The 20,941-nt window shown below is 64.0% G+C and carries 19 protein-coding genes; 9 read left to right on the top strand and 10 right to left on the bottom strand.

The genetic code is table 11. The features are described from left to right. Positions 1–27: 27 nt before the first annotated feature. From ACFORG_RS06565 to ACFORG_RS06575, 3 genes are all read right to left on the bottom strand, one after another. Entirely contained in the window at positions 28–1,581 is a 1,554-nt protein-coding gene (locus tag ACFORG_RS06565) for an ABC transporter substrate-binding protein (protein WP_386734586.1), read from the bottom strand. Between the two features lie 54 nt (positions 1,582–1,635). Further along, positions 1,636–2,037 (bottom strand): VOC family protein, encoded by a 402-nt coding sequence (locus tag ACFORG_RS06570; RefSeq protein ID WP_386734587.1) that lies wholly within the window; start codon positions 2,035–2,037, stop codon positions 1,636–1,638. A gap of 112 nt (positions 2,038–2,149) precedes the next feature. After that, positions 2,150–2,806 (bottom strand): GntR family transcriptional regulator, encoded by a 657-nt coding sequence (locus ACFORG_RS06575; RefSeq protein WP_386734588.1) that lies wholly within the window; start codon positions 2,804–2,806, stop codon positions 2,150–2,152. A 93-nt stretch (positions 2,807–2,899) separates the two neighbouring features. On the opposite strand from ACFORG_RS06575, the gene hydA reads away from it, so the two are divergent. Continuing rightward, positions 2,900–4,285 carry a dihydropyrimidinase gene (gene hydA / locus ACFORG_RS06580; protein ID WP_386734589.1) on the top strand — a complete coding sequence of 462 codons (1,386 nt, stop codon included), beginning with the start codon at positions 2,900–2,902 and terminating at the stop codon, positions 4,283–4,285. 6 nt (positions 4,286–4,291) lie between these two features. Here hydA and ACFORG_RS06585 read toward each other — a convergent pair whose 3' ends face one another. Then, positions 4,292–4,723, bottom strand: a complete 432-nt coding sequence (locus ACFORG_RS06585; protein ID WP_386734590.1) for an Lrp/AsnC family transcriptional regulator — start codon at positions 4,721–4,723, stop codon at positions 4,292–4,294. A gap of 123 nt (positions 4,724–4,846) precedes the next feature. On the opposite strand from ACFORG_RS06585, the gene ACFORG_RS06590 reads away from it, so the two are divergent. Beyond that, positions 4,847–5,914, top strand: a complete 1,068-nt coding sequence (locus ACFORG_RS06590) for a saccharopine dehydrogenase family protein (RefSeq protein WP_386734591.1) — start codon at positions 4,847–4,849, stop codon at positions 5,912–5,914. A gap of 144 nt (positions 5,915–6,058) precedes the next feature. Here ACFORG_RS06590 and ACFORG_RS06595 read toward each other — a convergent pair whose 3' ends face one another. From ACFORG_RS06595 to ACFORG_RS06605, 3 genes are read right to left on the bottom strand one after another with little or no spacing between them, the layout of a single operon-like run. Beyond that, the gene (locus ACFORG_RS06595; protein WP_386734592.1) at positions 6,059–7,639 is read right to left on the bottom strand and encodes a TRAP transporter large permease; all 1,581 of its coding nucleotides are present in this window, start codon (positions 7,637–7,639) and stop codon (positions 6,059–6,061) included. Between the two features lie 3 nt (positions 7,640–7,642). Continuing rightward, complete coding sequence (locus ACFORG_RS06600; protein WP_386734593.1) at positions 7,643–8,185, bottom strand: TRAP transporter small permease subunit; 543 nt, start codon at positions 8,183–8,185, stop codon at positions 7,643–7,645. 59 nt (positions 8,186–8,244) lie between these two features. Continuing rightward, positions 8,245–9,351 (bottom strand): TRAP transporter substrate-binding protein, encoded by a 1,107-nt coding sequence (locus ACFORG_RS06605; protein ID WP_386734594.1) that lies wholly within the window; start codon positions 9,349–9,351, stop codon positions 8,245–8,247. Positions 9,352–9,570: 219 nt separating this feature from the next. On the opposite strand from ACFORG_RS06605, the gene ACFORG_RS06610 reads away from it, so the two are divergent. Beyond that, complete coding sequence (locus ACFORG_RS06610) at positions 9,571–10,344, top strand: class II aldolase/adducin family protein (protein ID WP_386734595.1); 774 nt, start codon at positions 9,571–9,573, stop codon at positions 10,342–10,344. A gap of 1 nt (position 10,345) precedes the next feature. Here ACFORG_RS06610 and ACFORG_RS06615 read toward each other — a convergent pair whose 3' ends face one another. Together ACFORG_RS06615 and ACFORG_RS06620 are read right to left on the bottom strand one after the other, a co-directional pair. Beyond that, positions 10,346–11,284, bottom strand: coding sequence for a ketopantoate reductase family protein (locus tag ACFORG_RS06615; RefSeq protein ID WP_386734596.1), 939 nt, complete (start codon positions 11,282–11,284; stop codon positions 10,346–10,348). Continuing rightward, a complete protein-coding gene (locus ACFORG_RS06620; RefSeq protein ID WP_386734597.1) occupies positions 11,281–12,852 on the bottom strand; it encodes a class I adenylate-forming enzyme family protein in 1,572 nt (523 codons plus the stop codon). The genes ACFORG_RS06615 and ACFORG_RS06620 overlap by 4 nt, the downstream gene beginning before the upstream one ends. 158 nt (positions 12,853–13,010) lie before the next feature. On the opposite strand from ACFORG_RS06620, the gene ACFORG_RS06625 reads away from it, so the two are divergent. From ACFORG_RS06625 to ACFORG_RS06645, 5 genes are read left to right on the top strand one after another with little or no spacing between them, the layout of a single operon-like run. Beyond that, positions 13,011–14,249 (top strand): cytochrome P450, encoded by a 1,239-nt coding sequence (locus tag ACFORG_RS06625; RefSeq protein WP_386734598.1) that lies wholly within the window; start codon positions 13,011–13,013, stop codon positions 14,247–14,249. A gap of 25 nt (positions 14,250–14,274) precedes the next feature. After that, a complete protein-coding gene (locus ACFORG_RS06630; RefSeq protein ID WP_386734599.1) occupies positions 14,275–15,459 on the top strand; it encodes a thiolase family protein in 1,185 nt (394 codons plus the stop codon). Further along, complete coding sequence (locus ACFORG_RS06635) at positions 15,456–17,147, top strand: AMP-binding protein (RefSeq protein ID WP_386734600.1); 1,692 nt, start codon at positions 15,456–15,458, stop codon at positions 17,145–17,147. The genes ACFORG_RS06630 and ACFORG_RS06635 overlap by 4 nt, the downstream gene beginning before the upstream one ends. After that, positions 17,144–18,127 (top strand): zinc-dependent alcohol dehydrogenase family protein, encoded by a 984-nt coding sequence (locus tag ACFORG_RS06640; RefSeq protein ID WP_386734601.1) that lies wholly within the window; start codon positions 17,144–17,146, stop codon positions 18,125–18,127. Before ACFORG_RS06635 ends, ACFORG_RS06640 begins: the two co-directional genes overlap by 4 nt. A 1-nt stretch (position 18,128) precedes the next feature. Beyond that, entirely contained in the window at positions 18,129–19,388 is a 1,260-nt protein-coding gene (locus ACFORG_RS06645) for a thiolase family protein (protein ID WP_386734602.1), read from the top strand. Here the strand turns inward: ACFORG_RS06645 and ACFORG_RS06650 are convergent. After that, positions 19,385–20,200, bottom strand: a complete 816-nt coding sequence (locus tag ACFORG_RS06650) for an enoyl-CoA hydratase/isomerase family protein (RefSeq protein WP_386734603.1) — start codon at positions 20,198–20,200, stop codon at positions 19,385–19,387. The genes ACFORG_RS06645 and ACFORG_RS06650 overlap by 4 nt on opposite strands. Before the next feature lie 123 nt (positions 20,201–20,323). Here ACFORG_RS06650 and ACFORG_RS06655 point away from each other — a divergent pair, with 123 nt between their 5' ends. Next, entirely contained in the window at positions 20,324–20,941 is a 618-nt protein-coding gene (locus ACFORG_RS06655; protein WP_386734604.1) for a TetR/AcrR family transcriptional regulator, read from the top strand.

The raw sequence follows: 20,941 nt of genomic DNA on the forward strand, positions 1-20,941 counted from the left end.
CGAGGAAATCGCCCCGCGCAGCAGGCCTTACTCGGCCACGTCCATGGTGTAGGCCCACAGGAACTTGTCGGTGCGCGGGGTGAACTGCACCCCCTGGCGCGCGCCATAGATGTCCTGTTCGTAGTGCACGGGGATCATCGGGATGTCCTGCATCAGGATCTTGGTCGCCTCCTGTAGATACTGGTCGCGCTCTTCGACCTTGGCGGTGCTGTCGGCCTTGTCGATCAGGGCGTCCACATCGGCGTTGGAGTAACTGCCGCGGTTGACCTGGCCGTAGCCTTCCCGCTTGTCACGGCTGTAGAACAAAGCGCCATACATCGAACCGGCATCGCCCGAGGGCACGTCCCAACCGGACATGATGAAGCTGCTGTTCGGCGTCGGCACGCGGATGTAACCCCAGAAATTCGACTTGGGCATCACGTTGAGTTCCACGTTCACGCCGATCTTGGCCAGCATCCCGGCCAGCGCCTGCGCGATCTGCGCGTCGTTGACATAACGGTTGTTCGTGGCGTCGAGCGTCAGGGTGAACCCGTCGACCCCGGCCTCTTCCATCAGCGCCTTGGCCTTTTCGATGTCGTAGGGATACATCTCGCGGAAATTCATGCCGTCGACATGTCCGACGTGACTCTCGGGCACGTATTGTGCCGAGGGTGTGGAAAGACCACCCATGACTGCGCGCTGAATGGCGCTGACGTCGATGGCGCGGGCCATCGCTTCGCGCACGCGCTGATCCGTCATCGGGTTCTTGCCCTCGATAGTCGGGCTTTCTTCGCGCATGTCGAGCGCCAGAACGAGGTTCAGCAGAGATGGTCGGGTGATGACCTCGAAGCCGTCCTCGCGCTTGACGCGGTCCACGTCGCGCACGGCCAGGTCTTGCACGATGTCCACTTCGCCGGTCAGCAGCGCCGCGGTACGGGTTGCGGGGTTGGTGATCGGGCGGAAGGTGACGGTATCGATCTCGGCTTCGCCCATGTAGTAGTCGGCAAACGCCTCAAGCTCGACCTTGTCCTCACGGACCCACTCGACCAGCTTGTAGGGGCCGGTGCCCATCGGGTTCTGCTCCAACCCGTCATCGCCGACCTTGGCGACGTGATCTTCGGACAGGATCAGGATGGCGGCCAGATCGTTGGGCAGGGCCGCGTAAGGTGCGGGCGTCTTGATCTCGACCGTGAGGTCGTCAACCGCGCTGTAGCTGGCGATGTTGGCCGCAAGGTTCAGCATCAGCGAATCCTTGAGACGGTCCAGCGTAAAGACCACGTCCGAAGCCTTGAGCGTGTCACCATCGTGGAACTTGACGCCCTCGCGCAGCTTGAACCGCCATGTCGTGTCGTCGACCAGTTCCCAGCTTTCGGCCAGTCCCGGCTCGAACGTCAGTTCCGGCGTGCGGCGCACGAGCGGGTCATAGATGTGATAGAACATGATGTTCGAGGACAGTTCCTCGCCCGCTTGCGGGTCCATGTGGGTGGCATCGGCGGTCAGGCCGATGGTCACGGCTTTCTCGGCCCATGCGGACCCGGCAGCCAAAGCCGCAAGGCATGCGGAGGCAGTCAGCGCACGCAGCGCTGTCGTGATCGTCGTCATGTTGGACGTCTCCCGGTTGGGTTGATTGAATACGGGCGTTGGCCGCCCTTCTGGTTATGCAGCCGCCCCCTTCAGGACGGACTGAATCTCGATCTGGTAACCTTCGGTATCGTCGAAAACGAAGGCGCGAATACCCAGCTGCGCGCTGTCACGCGGCTCGGTGAGGTTCGAAACGTTCTGCGCCTTGGCCCAGCCGTGCCAGGCATCCACGTCGGGGACCCGCAGGCAAAGTTGAACCGGCTTGTCGGCGCTGGCCCGCTTGGCGCCGCGGGTCTCGTCCACGAGGCCGACATGCGCCGCACCCGCCAGCCGATAGATCTTGGACCAGCCCTGATCGATTGCCAGCTCGGCACCAAGAACACGTTCGTAGAATTCCTGCGCCTTCGGGACGTCGTGGAAGTAGAGAAACGTGATCTGCAGTTCCGGCCCGGCCGGACGCATCTGTTGATCAACCATAAGTATTCCTTTCGTGAACCAGTGGTATACCAACGGTTCATAACCTGTCAACAGAACGAAACCCGCGTGACCTTCACCATGCGGGCTTCAAGAATTGACGATTAAATTTTAATCAGCTCAGCCGATGAATGTGGCTGAGAATCGCCTCGCGGGCGTTTTCGATATGTCGGCGCATTGCCTGTTCGGCGGCGTCGGGATCACGCGCCAGGATGGCGTCGATGATCGCCAGATGCTCCCTTGCTCCGGGTTCGAACCGGGACGGGATCTCTCCCTGGTCGAAGATCCGGGTCTTCATCTTGAGGCCCTTGATCATCTCGCTCAGCAGTTTGGAGCCAGCCGTTTTCGCGATGTGCATGTGAAAGTCGAAATCGAAATCGGCGTGCTCGACCCTGTCGGGGCGTTCGTTTTCCAGGAATTCGAGCGTTTTCGCCTTGAAACGCAGCCAATCCTCGGCCGGGGAATGCACATTTGCGGCTTGGCGCGCAGCCTCGCATTCCAGCAGGCGCCTGACATGAAGGATCTCGACCACTTCGCTGACGGAGATCCGCGAGACGGTCGGAGCGCCCCGTGTCTGGCGGGTGACAAGCCCCTCGGTTATCAACCTCGAGATCGCCTCGCGGACCGGTGTTCGTGACACGCCCAACCGCTCTGCAAAGGCGCGCTCCTGCAGATGTGTACCGGCGGCAAGTTCACCGCTCAGGATCATGTCGCGCAGTTTCTGCACCGTGTGCTCGGTGAGGTTCTTGTCGGCTTCATCCGTGCCCTGCATATTTTTTTCATCCCTTCCACGGCTGGACCAACATGGTGTTTGCATCTGTGGTATACCACCGGTATCCGTATTTGCAAAACGGGAGTGTGCATCATGACGACGCCAGCTTACGACACGGTTATCCGCAACGGTATCCTCGGATCGGACTCGGGCCTTGCCGAAGGGGACATCGCGATCCGGGACGGCCGCATCGCGGCGCTTGGCCTTGGGCTTGCGTCCGGTTTGAATGAAATCGACGCACAAGGTCGTATCGTCTTACCCGGCGGCGTCGATACGCATTGCCACATCGAACAGATGTCTGGTGCCGGGGTCATGAATGCCGACACGTTCGAGACTGCAACCCGGTCGGCCCTGTGGGGCGGAACAACAACAACGGTCTCGTTTGCCGCACAGCATCCCGGCCAACGGATCGGAACAGTGTTGGAGGCGTATCGCAAGCTGGCCAAAACTGGTGCGATGACCGATCACGCCTTTCACATGATCGTCGCGGACACGTCGGGTGAAAACATGTCGGATCTCGCCCACGCCATCGACGGTGGAAACCGGTCGATCAAGATCTTCACGACCTACGACAAGGTGCGACTTGCCGATGCCGAGATCCTGACAACGATGCGCGTTGCAAAGGAACATGGCGCGCTGGTCTGCGTGCATGCCGAGAACGACGCGATGATCCGCGAGGCCACTGCACGCCTGATCGCCGAGGGTCGGACCGCGCCGCGCGATCACGCCGACTCGCATCCGCGGCTGGCCGAGCTGGAGGCCATCGAACGCATGTGCCGCCTGTCGGAACTCACCGGGCAGCGCCTGATGATCTTTCACGTCTCAACGCGCGAAGGTGTCGAAATCATCCGCGCCGCGCGGGCACGCGGCGTTCCCGTTCATGCCGAGACCTGCACGCATTACCTGTTCCAGACCCGCGACATCCTCGACAGGCCGGACGGAGCAAAGTTCCTGTGCAGCCCGCCGCAGCGCGATCAGGTGGATCAGGATGCGTTGTGGACCGCACTGGGGCATGACGAGTTGGAGCTGGTCACGTCCGACCATGCACCCTATCGCATGGACGAGACTGGCAAGTTCCTGCACGGACGTGACGCGCCCTTCAACAAGATCGCCAATGGTCAGCCGGGGCTGGAACTGCGCCTGCCGCTTCTTTTCGACGCCATGGTGTCGCGGGGCAGGCTGGGCCTTGCCCGGTTTGTCGAGGTGACGGCGACCGCCCCGGCAAGGATCTTTGGTCTTGAGACCAAGGGCGCAATTGCGGTCGGCAAGGATGCCGATCTGGTGCTGTGGAACCCCGAACGAGAACATGTCCTGCCCGAAGCGCTGCATGACAATGTCGGGTACAACCCCTTTGCAGGCCAAAGGCTGAAGGGCCACGCGGACATCGTTCTGCGGCGAGGCGAAACCGTGATCGCGGATGGCGTCCTGCATGCGCAACCGGGCAGCGGGCGCTGGTTGTCGATGCGTCAGGCCGGGTAACAGTCTCTACCGCTGGAACCGTGTCGACAGGATGACCGAAGATTGCGTGCGCGCGACACCGTCAAGTTCGCCGATGCTGTCGATAATCCGATCAAGATCGCTGATCGACGGCGCGGTGACCTCGGCAATCAGGTCGACCGACCCGCTGACCGAATGGACGGCGCTGATCTCGGGAATGTCACGCAGGGCCTGCACCACGCGGCCCAGCGCCTTTTCCGTAAGCACGATCATCACGTGGGCGCGAACCTGGCCTTCGAGATAGCTGTCGGAGAGGCGTAGCGCATAGCCGGCGATCACCCCCTCCTCCTCCAGCCGGTCAAGGCGCGCCTGCACTGTGGTGCGGGCCACCCCCAGCCTGCGGGCCAATACCGCCACGGGCATCCGTGCGTTTTCGGAGAGGATGTTCAGCAATTGGCGGTCCTTTTCGTGGATCGTCATTTTGGTGGATAGCCCCTACGATACGTCAATTCTTTCCGTCATTTCTATGCGTTTGGCAGCTACACATCAACGGTGGAAGGGTGGAGCCTGCGACGTATCGAACAGGTACAAAGCGAGGGAAAGATGCAGAAAATCGCGGTTCTGGGACTGGGCAAGGTAGGTACATTGGCGGCTGAGCTGCTGCATTCGGCGGGTTTCGAGGTGACAGGGCTCGACAATGCTGCACGTGAGGACGCGCCCGCCTACGCGACCCGCGTGGTGGACGTGTCGGATGCCAACGCCTTGGGGCGCGAGATGGCGCAGGTGGATGCGGTTTTGTCTTGCCTGCCTTACCATCTGAACGTGGGTGTTGCGACAGCGGCCCATGCGGCGGGCATTCATTACTTCGACCTGACCGAGGACGTGCCGACGACCAAGACGATCATCGAACTTTCCAAATCTTCCAAGGGGTTGATGGCGCCACAGTGTGGGCTGGCACCGGGTTTCGTGGGCATCGTGGGCGCTGATCTGATCGAACGTTTCGACGAATGCAGGTCATGCAAGATGCGTGTCGGTGCCCTGCCGCAGCACCCGACGGGGTTGATGGGCTACTCGTTCAACTGGTCTCCGGCCGGGGTGGTGAACGAGTATCTGAACGATTGCGAGGTGATCGAGGACGGGGTGGTCAAGTGGGTCTCGGCGATGGAGTGGGTCGAGAAACACGTGATCGGCGGGATGGAGCTGGAGGCGTTCACGACCTCGGGCGGCCTGGGCACCATGTGCGAGACCTACAAGGGAAAGGTCGCGAATATGGATTATAAAACAATGCGTTACCCCGGTCACGTCAAGCTCATGAACTTCTTTTTCCACGAGTTGCTGATGCGGGAACGGCGTGACGAGGCCGAGGACATCCTGGTCAACGCAAAGCCCCCGGTGAATGATGACGTGGTCTATGTCCATGTCGCTGCCGAAGGAAAGATCAACGGAAAACTGGCACGGGAAGAGTTCGTGCGTGCGTATTATCCCATTGAGATCAATGGGAAATCCTATCCTGCAATCGCCTGGACGACGGCAAGCTCGGTGGTGGGTGTGATCGAGATGGTGCGCGACGGTGCATTGCCCGGACACGGGTTCCTGAAGCAGGAAGATATCCCTCTGGCGGCGCTATTGAACACACGCACGGGTGCGTCATTTGCCGGGGGCGCGGTGTGACAGTCCGGCAGGGGCCGAGGCGGATTGTACCAGCCAGAACCGGGAAATTGACCGTTTTGTACCCGGTTTTTCGGGCCGATTGACCGTTTTGTACATCGTTGTACCAGCGCGTCCGGGCCACAAGGCCCGGACTGTTGAGCAAGGTCACTGCGAGAAGAGGTAGTTCGGCAGCCATGTCGCGAGGGCGGGGAAACTCGCCAGCAGGATCAGGCCCAGAAGCTGCAGCATGATGAAGGGCATGACCCCTTCGTAGATGTGCCGGGTCGTGACCGAGGGCGGAGTAACGCCCCGCAGGAAGAACAGGGCGAAGCCGAATGGAGGGGTGAGGAACGAGGTCTGAAGGTTGACCGCGATCATCACGCCCAGCCAGACCGGATCGGCGCCAAGCATGATCAGCGCCGGGCCGACGATGGGCACGAGGATGAAGATGATCTCGAGGAAGTCGAGGAAGAAGCCCATCACGAACATCAGCGCCATGACGAAGATCATCGCTCCGGTCAGCCCGCCCGGCAGGCTTTCGAGAAGGTGATGCACCGTCTCTTCGCCGCCCAGCCCGCGGAAGGTGAGCGAAAACAGGCTGGCCCCCACGAGAATGGCAAAGATCATGGCGGTCACGCGGCCGGTATCCTCCATCGCGTAGCGCAGAGTACCGCTGGACAGAAGGATGGCGCAGGACATCAGGACCGCGATGGCAACGAGTGCCAGCAACGCGAAGGACGCCCACATCGCGATGGTTTCCGAGGTGGTGAAGGTTTCGCGCATCAGCAACAGGTGGAAGAAGTGGTTTATCACCATGAGCGCGATTGCCGCCGCAAGCCCGCCAAGCAGCCAGGGCGCGCGATCGGGCCGGGCGCGCAGCGCGGCGAGGAGCATGGCGCCCACCGCGCCGACGCCTGCGGCCTCGGTCGGGGTTGCGATGCCGCCGAGAATGGAACCGAGCACCGCGACGATCAGGGCCGACGGCGCAAGCAGACCATTCACGAGCACCCGGATCTTTTCGCTGCGATCGAGCGGCGCGTCCGCGGCGCCCTCGACCCGGACAGGTGCCCGGTCGGGCCGCAGTCCGGCAAGTACGATGATGTAGATCGCATAGAGCGCCACCAACATCAGGCCGGGGAAGAGAGAACCGGCAAACAAATCGCCAACGCCCACCGATTTCCCGGCGAAATTGCCCATCTTGAGGTTCGCCTGCTGGTTCGCATAGGTCAGCACATCCCCCAGAAAGACCAGCACGATCGAGGGCGGGATGACCTGCCCCAGCGTGCCCGAGGCGCAGATCGTGCCGGTGGCGAGCCGCGGGTCGTATCCCGAGCGCAGCATGACCGGCAGGGCGATGAGGCCCATCGTGACCACGGTCGCGCCAACGATCCCGGTAGAGGCGGCCATCAGCATGCCGACCATGACCACCGACAGGGCCAGCCCGCCGCGCATCCCGCGGAACAGGCGCGCCATCGAGGTCAGCAGATCCTCGGCCACCTTGGATTTTTCGAGCACCAGCCCCATGAAGATGAACAGCGGAGCGGCGATCAGCACCTCGTTCGACATGATGCCGAACACGCGTTGCGGCAGGAAATTGAGCTGTCGGAACTGGAACTGTCCCAGCATGTCGCCCAGCGTGGCGAAGATCAGCGCCACCCCGGCCAGCGTGAAGGCCACCGGAAACCCGGCCAGGATGGTGATGCAGACGGCGAGGAACAGCCAGAGTTCAAGGTATTCGACGAACATGTATCAGATCTCGTCCGGGTGCAGCGGAGCGTCCGGATCATGTCCCAGAACGGCAATCCGGAGGTTTTTCAGAAGGAAGGACACGGCCTGGAAGGCCAGCAGCGCCACGAAGACGAGCATGAAGGTCTTGAGCACGTAGAGATAGTCGAGCCCGGCGACCTCGTTCGAGGTTTCGCGCAGCTTCCAGGACCGCTCGACATAGGGGATCGAGCGGGACCAGAGCACCCAGAGCATCGGCGCCAGCAGAAAGACAGTCCCCGCGATATTCACCAGCGCCCTGCCCCGCGGCCGCATCGCGCCATAGAAGATATCGACGCGCACATGCTGATCGCGCATCAGCGCCCAGCCCGCCAGCGCCGTCATCGAGATGGCAAAGGCGTAGAGCACGGATTCATAAAGCGCGATGATCGAGATGCCGAAGACATAGCGCATGACCACGTTGGCGAAGGTCATGAGAACCATGTAAAGCACCAGCCACGAGATCAGTTTGCCGAAAAGCTCGGTTATCCGGTCGATGACCGAGATGACCTTGTCGAGTGCCTGCAAGGGTCTACTCCGGAACTTTGGGTGGGTCCGGCGCGCGGGGTGCGCGCCGGGGTACAGGGTCAGGCTCCGGCTTCGAACGCCATCTTGCGGGCCTTGTAGAGCGGGTAGTCGACGAGGGCCGAATACTGCATGGCCTCGTCGCGATAGGCCTTCCAGCTTGCATAGATCTCGGCCGCGTAATCGTCGGACTCGGCCAGTTCGGCAACGACCTCCTGCGCGGTCTTGGCGAGCGCCAGAACGACATCGTCGGGATAGCCGCGCACCTCGACACCGTGTTCGGTGCGCAGGGTCTCCATCGCCTTCGCGTTGTAGTAGGGCCATTCGCCGATATTGATCGAGTTGGCCGACTTGGCCGCGTGTTCCATGATCTTCTTTTCGTGGTCGCTGAACTCGTCCCAGAGGTCGGCATTGAGGCCGATCTCGCCGGCGCTGTTCACCTCCTGCCAGCCGGGGGTGTAGTAGTACTTGGCGTATTGGTGGAAGCCGTTGGCGCTGTCCAGCCAGGCGCAGCACAGTTCGGTCGCGTCGATGGCGCCCGATTGCAGCGAGGTGAAGATCTCTTGCGGGGGGATCATCACGGCGCTGGCGCCGACGCGGCGCATGACCTCGCCCGCGATGCCCGAAGAGCGCATCTTGATGCCCTGGAAGTCGTCGAGGCTGTTGATTTCCTCGTTGAACCAGCCGGCCATCTGGGTGCCGGTGTGCCCGCAGGTGAAGGCCTTGAGGTTCAGCAGGTCGCGATAGGCCTTGTCCTGAAGCTCTTGCCCGCCGCCGTGATACATCCAGGCGCAGTGCTCCATGGCGTTGAGGCCAAAGGGTACGAGACCGAAGAAGGTTGCGGCCTGCCACTTGCCCGCAAGGAACATGGGCGAGGCGTGATAGGCGTCGGCAGTACCCTGGCCGACGGCGTCGAACACCTCGAACGCGCCGACGAGTTCGCCTGCGGCGTTGACCTTGACGGTGATGTTGCCGTCGCTCAGCTCTTCGACGGCCTTGCCCCAGTTATAGGCGATGGAGGCGAGGCCCGGAAAGTTGTGCGGCCATGCCATGACCATGGTCAGCTGGCGTTTTCCCTGCGCGATGGCCGGGGCCGCGAGGGTTGCCGCAGTTGCGCCAAGCCCGGCGACGGCGGTGTTGCGAAAGAATGTTCTGCGATTGAGTGTCATGTTTTCCTCCCTGGTGCGCGACCCGGCGGGTCGCCGTTCGTCTCGGCGTCGGACCCTGGGTCGGATCAGCCAAACAAACACCTGTTCAAATTGACGGCAAACCTGTATTCTCGCAACACCAAAAAACGTTTCGGCCGGAAAAACCCGTTTCCGGACGGCAGAGAACCCGGTTTGGCGCCGGGCCCTTTTCGTATGGCCGAACAACGCGAGGAGATCACCATGGCACCGCTCGACAGCGCCGAATCCACCCCGCCCGCAGGCATGACCGCAGAGGAATGGCGGACCCGTGTAGACCTTGCCGCCGCCTATCGCCTGATCGTGCATTTCGGGATGGATGACCTGATCTATAACCACATCTCGGCGCGCGTTCCCGGGCCGGAGGAGCATTTCCTGCTCAACCCGTTCGGCCTGCTCTACGAGGAGGTGACGGCATCGAACCTGGTCAAGGTCGATCTGGACGGCAATATCGTGTCGGAAGGTGCGGACCCGATCAACCCGGCGGGATTCGTCATCCATTCCTGCGTGCATCGCGAGCGGCATGACCTGACCTGCATCATCCACACGCATACGACCGCCGGTGTCGGCGTATCCGCGCAGGAAGGCGGGCTGTTACCAATCAGCCAGACCGGGCTGCTGTACAAGGACCTGATCGGGTACCACGAATTCGAGGGCTTGGCGCTGAACCTCGAAGAACAAAAGCGCCTGCTGGCCGATCTGGGGCAGGACAAGCAATTGCTGATTCTGCGCAATCACGGGCTGCTGGCCTGTGGCCGGTCGATCGCGGAGGCGTTCATCATGATGTTCTACCTTGAGCAAGCCTGCCGCATCCAGATCGCCGCGCAGGCGGGCGGTGCGCTGCACACGCCACCCAAAGAAGTGCAGGACCTGACGCATAAACAGGCCATGTCGGGGCTGGGTGCGGAGCTGGGTACGCGGGAATTCGCGGCGCTCAAACGGAGATTGGACCGGATGGGCGCCGATTACGCGCGCTGATTCAAGAGGCCCCGCGCAAGTGGGGCTTCAACAGGGCGTAGCAGGTTTCGTGGATCGGCACGGACACATCGGCCTGCCGCGCGGCGTGGATCAGCCAGCCGACGGTGCTGCCGAGTTCCAGCGGACGGCCGCGTTCGAGATCGTCGAGCATCGAGGCGCGGGTGCGTGGGTCAGCGGTATGGCGGCTGAACTCCATGTTCTTTGCAACCAGGTCATTGGGCAAAGCGACGCCATGAGCGCGGCCGGTGGCGGCGACCTCTTCCATCGCGGCCTCGTATAGGGCCGAGGTTTCGAGGCAACCGATCCACCCGCCAAGCGGCAGGCGGGTCAGCGCGCTGACCATGTGAAAGGCGGTCAGCATCGTGAACTTGGCCCAGATGGCGGGCATGGGATCTGCCGCAACCTCCATCACGAGCCCACCCTTGGTGCCCAGCGCGGCGAGGGCGTCGATATGGGGCGAGGCGGCCCCGGCGGTCCGCGGCCCGTAGACGAACCGCCGGACCGGGCCGGTCAGCCGCACCTGCCCCGGCGCGGTGACCGAGGCGGGAACATAGGTCACACCGGCGAGGACGCGGTCGGCACCGAAGGCGCCTGTCAGGCGTTCGAGCCCGTCGAGACCGTTCTGAAAGCCGAGCACGCGGCTGTCAGGCCCCATCATCGCGCGAATCGCGGGGATCACGGCATCCGTGTCCTGCCCCTTTACCGTAACCAGGATCAGATCGGCCGTGCCCAGCGCCTGCGGATCGTCGCTGATCCGGTCGGGCGTGGCGTGCAGGGATCCATCATCTGTGGTGACGGTGATGCCCCGATCCCGCCATGCCGCGAGCGTGTCGCCACGGGCCAGCACGCGCAGCTCTGCCCCTGACGCCCCGAGATGGGCGGCAAGTACCCCGCCAATGGCCCCTGCCCCGACGATGGCGACCGAGAGCGGCGCGCTCATTGCGCGGCGTCCTGTTCGGCCCAATAAGGATCGCGCAGCAGGCGTTTCATCACCTTGCCAAGCGCGTTGCGGGGAAATTCCTCGCGCAGCTCCACCGCGACGAGGCGCTGCGTCTTGGCAAGGCGTTCATTGGCCCAGTCGCGCAGCGCGTCGCAATCGATGGCGGTGGCGTCGCGCGGTATGACGAGGGCAAGGCAGCTTTCGCCCCACTTGTCATGCGGTACGCCGATCACCGTCACGTCGAACACGTCCGCGTGCTGGGCGACGACCGCCTCGACATCGGTGGGGAAGACGTTGAAACCGCCCGAGATGATCATGTCCTTTTTCCGGTCGACGATGCAGAGGAACCCGTCCTCGTCGATCATGCCGATGTCGCCCGACCGCAGGAAGGTGCGGCCGCGCTCGTCGCGCCAGATCAGCTCGGCCGTGGCGTCGGGGCGTTTGTGGTAGCATTTCATGATCCCCGCACCGTAGCCCGCGATCTCGCCCGGGGTGCCGGGCGGGCATTCGTTGCCGTCATCGTCGAGGATGCGCACTTCGAACCCAAGAACGGGCGTGCCGACGGTTGCGAACTTGTCGGCGTGCTGGTGCGGTTTCAGCATCGAGGCGAACCCCTCGGAATAGCCGTAAAGCTCGTAGAGGCCGGGCGAGATCTGCTCGATGATGCGCGCCTTCATGTCCCGGCGCAACGACGAACCCGCCGACAGCAGGGTGCGCAACGAGGACAGGTCGGCCCCGGCCAGGTCGGGATGATCGAGCACCATGCCGTATTGCGCGGGCACCATGAAGGTGTGGGTGATCCCCTCTTGCGGGACGAGGCGCAGGAATTCGGCCACGTCGAACGCCTCCATCGCAACGAGGGTGCCGCCGGCGAAGAGGACCGGCAGCATCATCAGCCAGGTGCCGTTCGAGTAGAGTGCCGTGGTGGTCAGCGCGCGGCTGGTGGAGGTAAAGCCCATTTCGACTGCGTTGGAGAAGGCCCAGTGCAGACGCGCGCGGTGGGTCTGCACGATGCCCTTGGGCAGGCCGGTGGTGCCCGAGGAGTAGATGATGTTGAACTCGTCCGTCAGCTGGTAACGCACGTTGGGAACGGTCGCGGGCTGGCCGCTGATCAGATCGGGCAGCGTGGTCCAGCCATCGCCGTCAAAGCCATGCGCGATCCAGCCGGAGGGGGAGACGTTGGCGATGGCGCCGCGGTTCGCATCGACCTTGTCCTGGAATTCGGCCGAGACAAAGGCGCGCGTGGCGTCGCAATCGCTCAGCAGACCCTTGAGCTGGTCGGCGGTCAACATGCCCGAAAGCGGCACGGCCACACCGCCTGCGCGAACGATGCCGAAGAGGGATTCGAGCATCTCGACCGAGTTGCCCATCAGCAGCGCGACCTTGTCGCCCTTTTGCAGGCCGCCGGCGATCAGGCCGTGCGCGATTCGGCTGATATTGGCGTCGAAATCGCCCCATGTCCGGCGCACCGGGCCGCAGATCACTGCCTCTTTTCCGGGGTGGAACCGGGCGTGGGTGGCAAAGAGATCGGGCAGGTAGACCTGCGGATCGTCAACGGTATCGGTCATGTTTTCCTCCCTGCGGTGCGTTCTCTGGTGCCTGTCCGGGCCGGCATGCACGGCTTTGTCGATGCCGCCACTTGTGCCAAAGATACAACTGCGATAAAACTAAACAAACATCTGTTTGGTTGCAACCGCGCAGAGAGATCATCAGGACACGAGGTGCCATGACTTCCGCTATGACCGCCGAGCCGATCGTCTATGACCCAAGCGATCCGGCCACCATGGCCAACCCCTTTCCCATTTATGCGCGGCTGCGCGAAGAAGACCCGGTGCATTGGAGCCCCTCGCTGAAATCGTGGATCATCAGCCGCTACGCCGATGTGCGCGACCTGCTGCTGTCCGATCACCTGTCGGTGCGGCGCCTGATGCAGTTCTACAGCGCGCTGCCCCCGCAGGACGCGGCGCTGTTGTCGGACATCGTCAAGTACCTGGACCTGTGGCTGGCCTTTCGCGATCCGCCCGATCACACGCGGGTGCGCCGCATCCTGCGCCATGCCTTTACGCCCAAGGCGGTCGACGCGATGCGGCCGGGGATCGAGGAGATCGTCTCGCACCTGCTGGACCGGCTGGAGGCGAAGGACGCGAACCGGATCGACCTGATCCGCGAATATGCCCTGCTGGTGCCGGCCTATGTCATCATGGACATGCTCGAAGTGCCGCGCGACATGCTGGACGAGTTCAAGAGCTGGTCGGACGACATGGCCGTGTTCATCGGTGGCGCGCGCAATTCCGATGACAAATACGCCCGAGCGGCGCGCGGCTGCCAGAAGATGTCGTCGTATTTCCGGGACATCATCTCCGAGCGCAGCGCCAACCCGCGTCCCGGTTTCCTGATGGACCTGATCAATGCCCGCGACGAGGGCGACCAGCTGACCGAAGACGAGCTGGTCGCGACCTGCATCCTGATCCTGTTTGCCGGGCATGAGACGACGACGAACCTGATCGGCAATGCGACACTGTTGCTGCTGCGCCATCCCGAGCAGCTGGCCGCGCTGCGCGCCGAGCCTGCGCTGATCGACGGTGCGATCGAGGAAGTGCTGCGCTTTGACGGGCCCACCAATGCGCTGGTCCGCGTCGTAGCGCAGGATCACGAGCTGGAAGGGCGCAAGATGCGCGAGGGAGAGCGGGTGTTCGTCATGGTGAACTCGGCCAACCGCGATCCGCGCGCCTTTGACGAGCCGGACAGGTTCGACATCTCGCGCAACCCCAACCGGCACCTGACCTTTGGCCAGGGCATCCATGTCTGCCTTGGCGCGCGGCTGGCCCGCGAAGAAGGCCGGATCGCGGTGATGGAACTGATGAAACGCTTTCCCGACCTGGCGCTGGATGACGAGCCGCCGGAATGGCTGGACGCGATGGTGCCGCGCGGGACACGGCGGCTGCCGGTTCGGCTGCGGGGATAACAGGATACCAAGGGAGGACGCGCGAATGGCGCAGGAGATCGTGATTGCCGCGGGAACGCGCACGGCGATGGGAAATTACGGCGGCTCGCTCAAAGGGGTGGAGCTGACGGACATGGCGGGCCACGCGGCGCGGGCCTGTGTCGCAAAATCCGGTATCGCGCCGGAAAAGATCGACCACATGGTGTTCACCACGACCGTGCCGACCGATCGCGACACGCTGTTCGCGGCGCGGGTCGTGGGTGTGAAATCGGGCATTCCCGAGGATGCAGGGGCGCTGCATGTCGTGCGAGCCTGTGCCTCGGGGCTGCAATCCATCATCTCGGCCGGACAGCAGGTCGACAGCGGACATTCGCGGCTGGCGCTTGCCGGGGGCGCGGAATGCTATTCGCGCGCACCGCATGCCATGGCGGGCGCGCGCTGGGGTACGCCGCGCGGTCCGATCGAGATGGAAGACATGCTCGACTGGGCCTATCGCTGCCCGTTCAGCCAGGAATACATGGGCGAGACGGCTGAGAACCTCGCCGAGGAATACCAGTACGAACGCGAGCCGATGGACGAATGGGGCGCGATGAGCCAGGCCCGTGCCATCGCCGCGATCGAAAGCGGATTCCTGGCGCGGCAGATCACCCCGATCGAGGTGTCCGAGGGCAAGGGCACGCGGGTCTTCGACACGGATGAAAGCCCGCGCGCGGACGCAACGATGGAGAAGCTTTCGCGGCTGAAACCGGCCTTTCGCGCAGGCGGAAAGGTTACCGCGGGCAACTCCTCGGGCGTGACCGACGGTTCGGGTTTCGTGATCGTTGGCGACCGCGCCGCGATGGAGGCCGAAGGCTGCGCCCCCGAGGCCCGGCTGGTGGACTGGCACTGCGTCGGCGTTCCAGCGCGTATCATGGGGCACGGGCCTGTTCCGGCGATCAAAGGATTGCTGGAGAAGACCGGGTTGAGCGTTTCGGATATCGACTATTTCGAGATCAACGAGGCGTTTGCCGTGGTGAACCTGCATGCCGAGCGGCATCTTGGCATTCCGCGCGACATTCACAACCTGTACGGCGGCGGGATCTCGATCGGGCATCCGCCGGGCCTGACCGGTGTGCGGATGACCATGACGGCGGTCGAACACCTGAAGGAGACGGGCGGCAAGCGCGCGATCCTGTCGATGTGCCTGGGCGCGGGACAGGGCCTGGCCATGCTGATCGAGCGGGTGGCATGACGGGCGCGGCGACGCTTGCCCCCGGCCTGCCCGCGCTGATCGACGGCGCACCGGCGGCGCGCGCGGCCGAAGCGTTGGCAGCGCGGTCCGCCACGCTGTACGAGGCGTTTGCACAGGCGGCGACGGTGCATCCCGACAATGCGTTCTTGTGCATCCTCGCGCGGGCCGGACGCGCCTATTGCCCCGACGGGGCCGAGTTCACCTATGGGCAGGCGCTGGAAGAGGTCGAGACGCGCGCGGCGCTCTACCGGGCGGCGGGATACGGGCCGGGGCATCGTGTGGCGCTGATGCTGGACAACCGGCCGGAGCACCTGTTCAACCAGCTTGCGCTTTATGCCGTGGGGGCGACGCAGGTGCCGGTGAATCCGGATTACCTCGACCACGAGCTGGAATACCTGCTGGAGCATTCCGAGGCCGACCTGGCGCTGGGTCACGCGGGCAACATCGACCAGCTGAACCGCGTGGGCAGTGCGCTGGGCGTGCCCGTGCTGGAGGAAGCCGCCTTGCGGGGCCTGCCGCGTGTCAGCGGTGCGCGTGACGAGGTTCCGGGCCGGACGACCGAGGCGGCGCTGATCTATACTTCGGGCACGACGGGGCGGCCCAAGGGCTGCGTCATCGACCACGAATACCACTTTGCCGTGGGGTTGGGATATGCCCGCCACGGCGGACGGCTGGCCCTGTTGCACGGTGGCGACCGCCTGTTCGTGCCGCTGCCGGTGTTTCACGTGAACGCTGGGATCAATACGCTGACCGCGCTGATCCTGACCGGCAACTGCCTGATCCTGCCCGACCGGTTCCATCCCGACAGCTGGTGGCAGGACATTGCGGCGACCCGCGCGACGGCGATGCACTACCTGGGCATCATCCCCCCCATCCTGATGAAACGCCCGCCCAGCGCGCAGGACCGGGCGCATGGGTTGCGGTTTGGTCTTGGGGCGGGGCTGGACCCCGATCTGCATGCCGCGTTCGAAGACCGCTTTGGCGTTGCCATGGTCGAGGTCTGGGGCATGACGGAAACGGGGCGTTTCCTTGCGGATTGCCACGAGCCGCGCCGCATCGATACGCGCGCCTTTGGCAAACCCTATGACGACCTCGAGGCGCAGGTCTGGGACGAGGCTGGCCGGGAGGTGCCGTATGGCACCGAGGGCGAGCTTGTCGTACGCGCGCCGGGCGACGATCCGCGTCGCGGGTTTTTCCGCGAATACCTCAAGAACCCCGAGGCAACCGCCGAGGTCTGGCAGGGCGGCTGGTTTCATACCGGCGACGTTGTCCGGCAGGAACCTGACGGGATGGTGCATTTCGTCGAGCGGCGCAAGAACATCATCCGGCGGTCCGGCGAGAACATCTCGGCCGCCGAGGTGGAAAACGCCCTGATCGGTCATCCCTCGGTCGGTGCGGTCGCGGTGATCAGCGTGACCGACGAAATGCGTGACGAAGAGGTGATGGCCTGCATCGTGCCGGCCGAAGGTGCCGCACCGGACGAGACCACCGCACGCGCGGTGTTCGAGCATGGCCGCGCCCTTGTGGCCTATTACAAGTTGCCGGGTTGGGTGGCCTTTGTCGACGACCTGCCCCGGACCGGGACGCAGAAGGTGCGCAAGGGGCTGATCTTTCCCGGGCTGGACGACCCGCGCGACGCGCCCGGCATCGTCGATCTGCGCGCCCTCAAGAAACGGAGCAAGCCGTGAAGAAACTCGTTTACGACCGCCACGGCGACCCGGCCGAGGTCTTGCAATTGCAGAACCTGCCCGACCCGGAACCCGGCCCCGGAGAGGTGCGGCTGCGGATGAAGGTAATGACCATCAACCCCGCCGATTTGCTGACGGTAGAGGGGCGGTACGGGGCCGAGCCCGAGCCGCTGCCCGATACGCCGGGCTTTGGTGGGTACGGGATCGTGGACGCGGTGGGCGAAGGTGTCGATCGGGTGAAACCGGGCGACGCGATCCTGCCGCTGGGTCGGGGGTTCTGGAGCGATACCGTCGTGCTGGACGCGCGGATGGCCGCGCCCGCGCCCGAGGGGGCCGACCCTGAGCAGGCCGCGATGATGCGCGCCAACCCGGCCACCGCCGACCTGATGCTGCGCGATTACGTCGATCTGCAACCGGGCGACTGGGTCGTGCAGAACGCGGCGAACTCGGCCGTGGGGCGGCTGGTGGCGCGGTTTGCCCGTGATCGCGGCCTGAAAACCGTCAACATCGTGCGCCGCGACGGGCTTGAGCAGGACTTGCGCGCCGAGGGTGCGGATGCGGTCGTCGTGGATGCGGGAGGTGATCTGGCCGCCAGCATCCTTGCCGCGACGGGCGGCGAGCGACCACGGCTGGCGCTGGACGCGGTCGGGGGGCAAGCGACCGGCGCGCTGGCGGAAAGCCTTGCGCCCGGTGGTGTGGTCGTCGTCTATGGCCTGCTTTCGGGAGAGCCAAGCGTGATCGACGCGCGCGATCTGGTGTTTCGCGACATAACCGTCACCGGTTTCTGGCTGTCCGAATGGTTCGGCAAGGCTGACAGGTCAAAGATCGGTCGGCTGAACGGTTTTCTGGCCGAACAGCTGGCGCAGGGGCGGCTGAGCGTCGACGTGGCGGGCCGCTATCCCCTGGAGCAATATGCCGAGGCCATGCGCCACGCGGCGGCGGCTGGCCGCGATGGCAAGATCCTGTTTATCGGAGAATGACATGCGCGACGTCTATGTGATCGGAACATCCTGTACCCCGTTCGGCAAACGCCCCGGTGACGGGTTCAAGGACCTGACCCGCGAAGCGTATCTCGAGGTCCTGCAGGACGCGGGGTTGGAAACGGGTGACGGGATCGAACAGGCCTGGTTCGGCAATTGCGGGATGGGCACCTTTGGCCAGCGCAACATTCGCGGGCAGGTCTGTTTCACCCCGCTGGTGCGCGAGGGGCTGTTTCCCGAACGCGTTCCGATGATCAATGTCGAAGGCGGATGCGCCACGGCGTCGATGGCCTTTCACGGTGCGTGGAAGGATGTCGCCTCGGGCGACATGGAGATGTCGCTGGCGATCGGTGTCGAAAAGACCTTTGTCCCCGGCGATGCGGAACGAACGCTGGAGATCTTTGAAGGCGGGATCGACCAGTTGGACCCAGGCGAATGGCACGACTACTACGCCGAAAAGGGGCGCGAGGCGGGCAAGCCGTTCGAGGCCAATGGCGGCGGTGGCACGGTGTTCATGAACACCTACGCGATGCAGGCCGCGTGGCACATGAAGCATTACGGCACCACGCAGGAGCAGATCGCCATCGCGGCGTCCAAGAACCATTGGCACGGGTCGATGAACCCGAAGGCGCAATACCGGTTCGAGGTGTCGGTCGAAGAGGCGCTGGCGGATCGCGATATCTCGTGGCCGCTGACCCGCGCCATGTGCGCACCGATCGGCGATGGCGCCGCGGCTGCGATTCTCGTCTCTGGCGACCGGCTGGCCGGCATGGACCGCGCGGTGCGCGAGCGGGCGATCAAGGTGCGCGGCTCGGTCCTGACCGGGGGCAAGTATCGCGCGGCGGACGAGCCGGGGCTGAGCCGTGTGGCGGCGCAGAAAGCCTATGCCAAATCCGGGCTGTCGCCTACCGATGTCGATCTTGTCGAGGTGCATGACGCGACCTCGTTCTGCGAGATCTTCCAGCTGGAGATGCTGGGCTTTGCCGAAGACGGCAAGGGCGGTGCCTTTGTCGGTGACGGGAATACCCGGCTGGACGGTCGGTTGCCCGTGAACCTGTCCGGCGGCCTGGTGTCCAAAGGTCATCCGGTCGGAGCAACGGGTCTGTCGATGATCCATGAACTGGCGCTGCAACTGCGCGGCGAGGCAGGTGCAAGGCAGGCTGACCGCGCAAGGATCGCACTGGCCGAGAATGGCGGCGGTGTCATCGGTTTCGACGAAGCGGCCTGTTCGGTGATCCTGTTGGAAGGCCCTGCCGCCTAACTGTCGGGCAGGTCGGTGATGCTGCGCCGGCCTGCCGCCCCCTCGCGCACAAGCTCGCGGCTGCGCGCGCCCAGCATCAGATCACAGAAAAGCGCGCGCTCGGCGCCAAAGCCTGCATCCTCGGCCGAGGGGCCGGCGGCACGGCGCACGAGCTGCTTGATATGGGCGGGTGCCGGGTCGGGTTGGGCCGCAATGCGGTTCGCCATCCTTGTTGCCGCCTCGACCGCGTTGTCCTGCACCGGCCCCGTGGCCAACCCGGTGGCAACCATCGCTTCGCCGTCGAGCGTTCCGCCCAGAAGCGTGATTTCCAGCGCCCGGGCAAGACCGACAAGGCGCGGCAGGCGTTGCGTGCCGCCCGCACCCGGCAGCAGACCGAGGTTGATCTCGGGCAAGCCGAATTGGTACGGCCCCTTCTCGACCAGACGAAAATCACAGGCCAGCGCGATTTCGAAGCCCCCGCCCATGGCCGTGCCGTTGAGGGCGGCGATGAAGACGGTTCCCGACTCCTCCATCAGGCGCATGGCGGTGTGGATCGCCCCCTCGGGCACCGGTCGGTCGGCGCTGAACGAGAAATCCTTTTGCGCCATTTTCTCGGCACGGCGCTCCAGGACCTTGAGGTCATAGTGGCGGATGAAATAGCCGGGCGTCGCACCGGACAGGATGCAGACGGCCGGACCCGCGGTGCGCACGAATTCGATGGTCCGAAGGAACTCGGCCTCCATCGTTTCATCCATCAGGCCGTCATCGGGGTTGGAGAACTCTATCCGGGCGATCCGCCCCTCGAATTGCAGATCGACGTTACCCTGGGCCAAATGTGTTACTCCGCTTTACCATTCGGGCCGAGTTCAACACATCCGCTCTGGATCATCAAACAAACATTTGATAAATTTCTTTCACGGCCGCTAGCGCCGACAGCAAAACGGGGGCGCGGGGCAATGGCAAAGCCGAAAGCGGCATCGCCTGACGATCAGGCGGGTACGAAACGCGAGAACCGGCGCGAGGAGTTGCTGCGCAAGGCGGCGGATCTGATTGCGCAGAAGGGATTCGAAGGCACCTCGATGCGCGATATCGCGTCGGCGGTGAACATGCTGCCCGGGTCGCTTTACTACCACTTCAAGTCCAAGGAAGAGATGCTGCTGGAAATCCACCAGCGCGTGGTGGACGGCATGTTCGAGCGTGTGGAAACGGCCATCGCCGCCGGACACACGCCGTGGGAGCAACTGGAAAACGCCTCGGTCGCCCATTTCGAGGGGCTGATCGAAAGCCGCAACCTCGTCAACATCATCTCGCCCAACTTTCCCGAGGAACGCGGCGCGCTGAACGAACAGATCAAGGCGCATCGCAGCCGGTACGAAGACATCTTTCGCGGGTTGTTCGACCGGCTCGACCTGGCGCCCGGTGTCAGCAAGAACGTTCTGCGGCTTCAACTTCTGGGGGCGCTGAACTTTGCCCCGTTTTGGTTTCGCGAAGGCGGCGGGCTGAGTGCAGCCGACGTTGCGCGGCAGTTCACCTCGAACCTGCGGCACAGCTGCGAGGCTGGCGAGGGGCGCTGA

This window comes from Lutimaribacter marinistellae, from assembly GCF_042648365.1.
In the GTDB taxonomy this organism is placed as follows: Bacteria; Pseudomonadota; Alphaproteobacteria; order Rhodobacterales; family Rhodobacteraceae; genus Lutimaribacter_A; species Lutimaribacter_A marinistellae.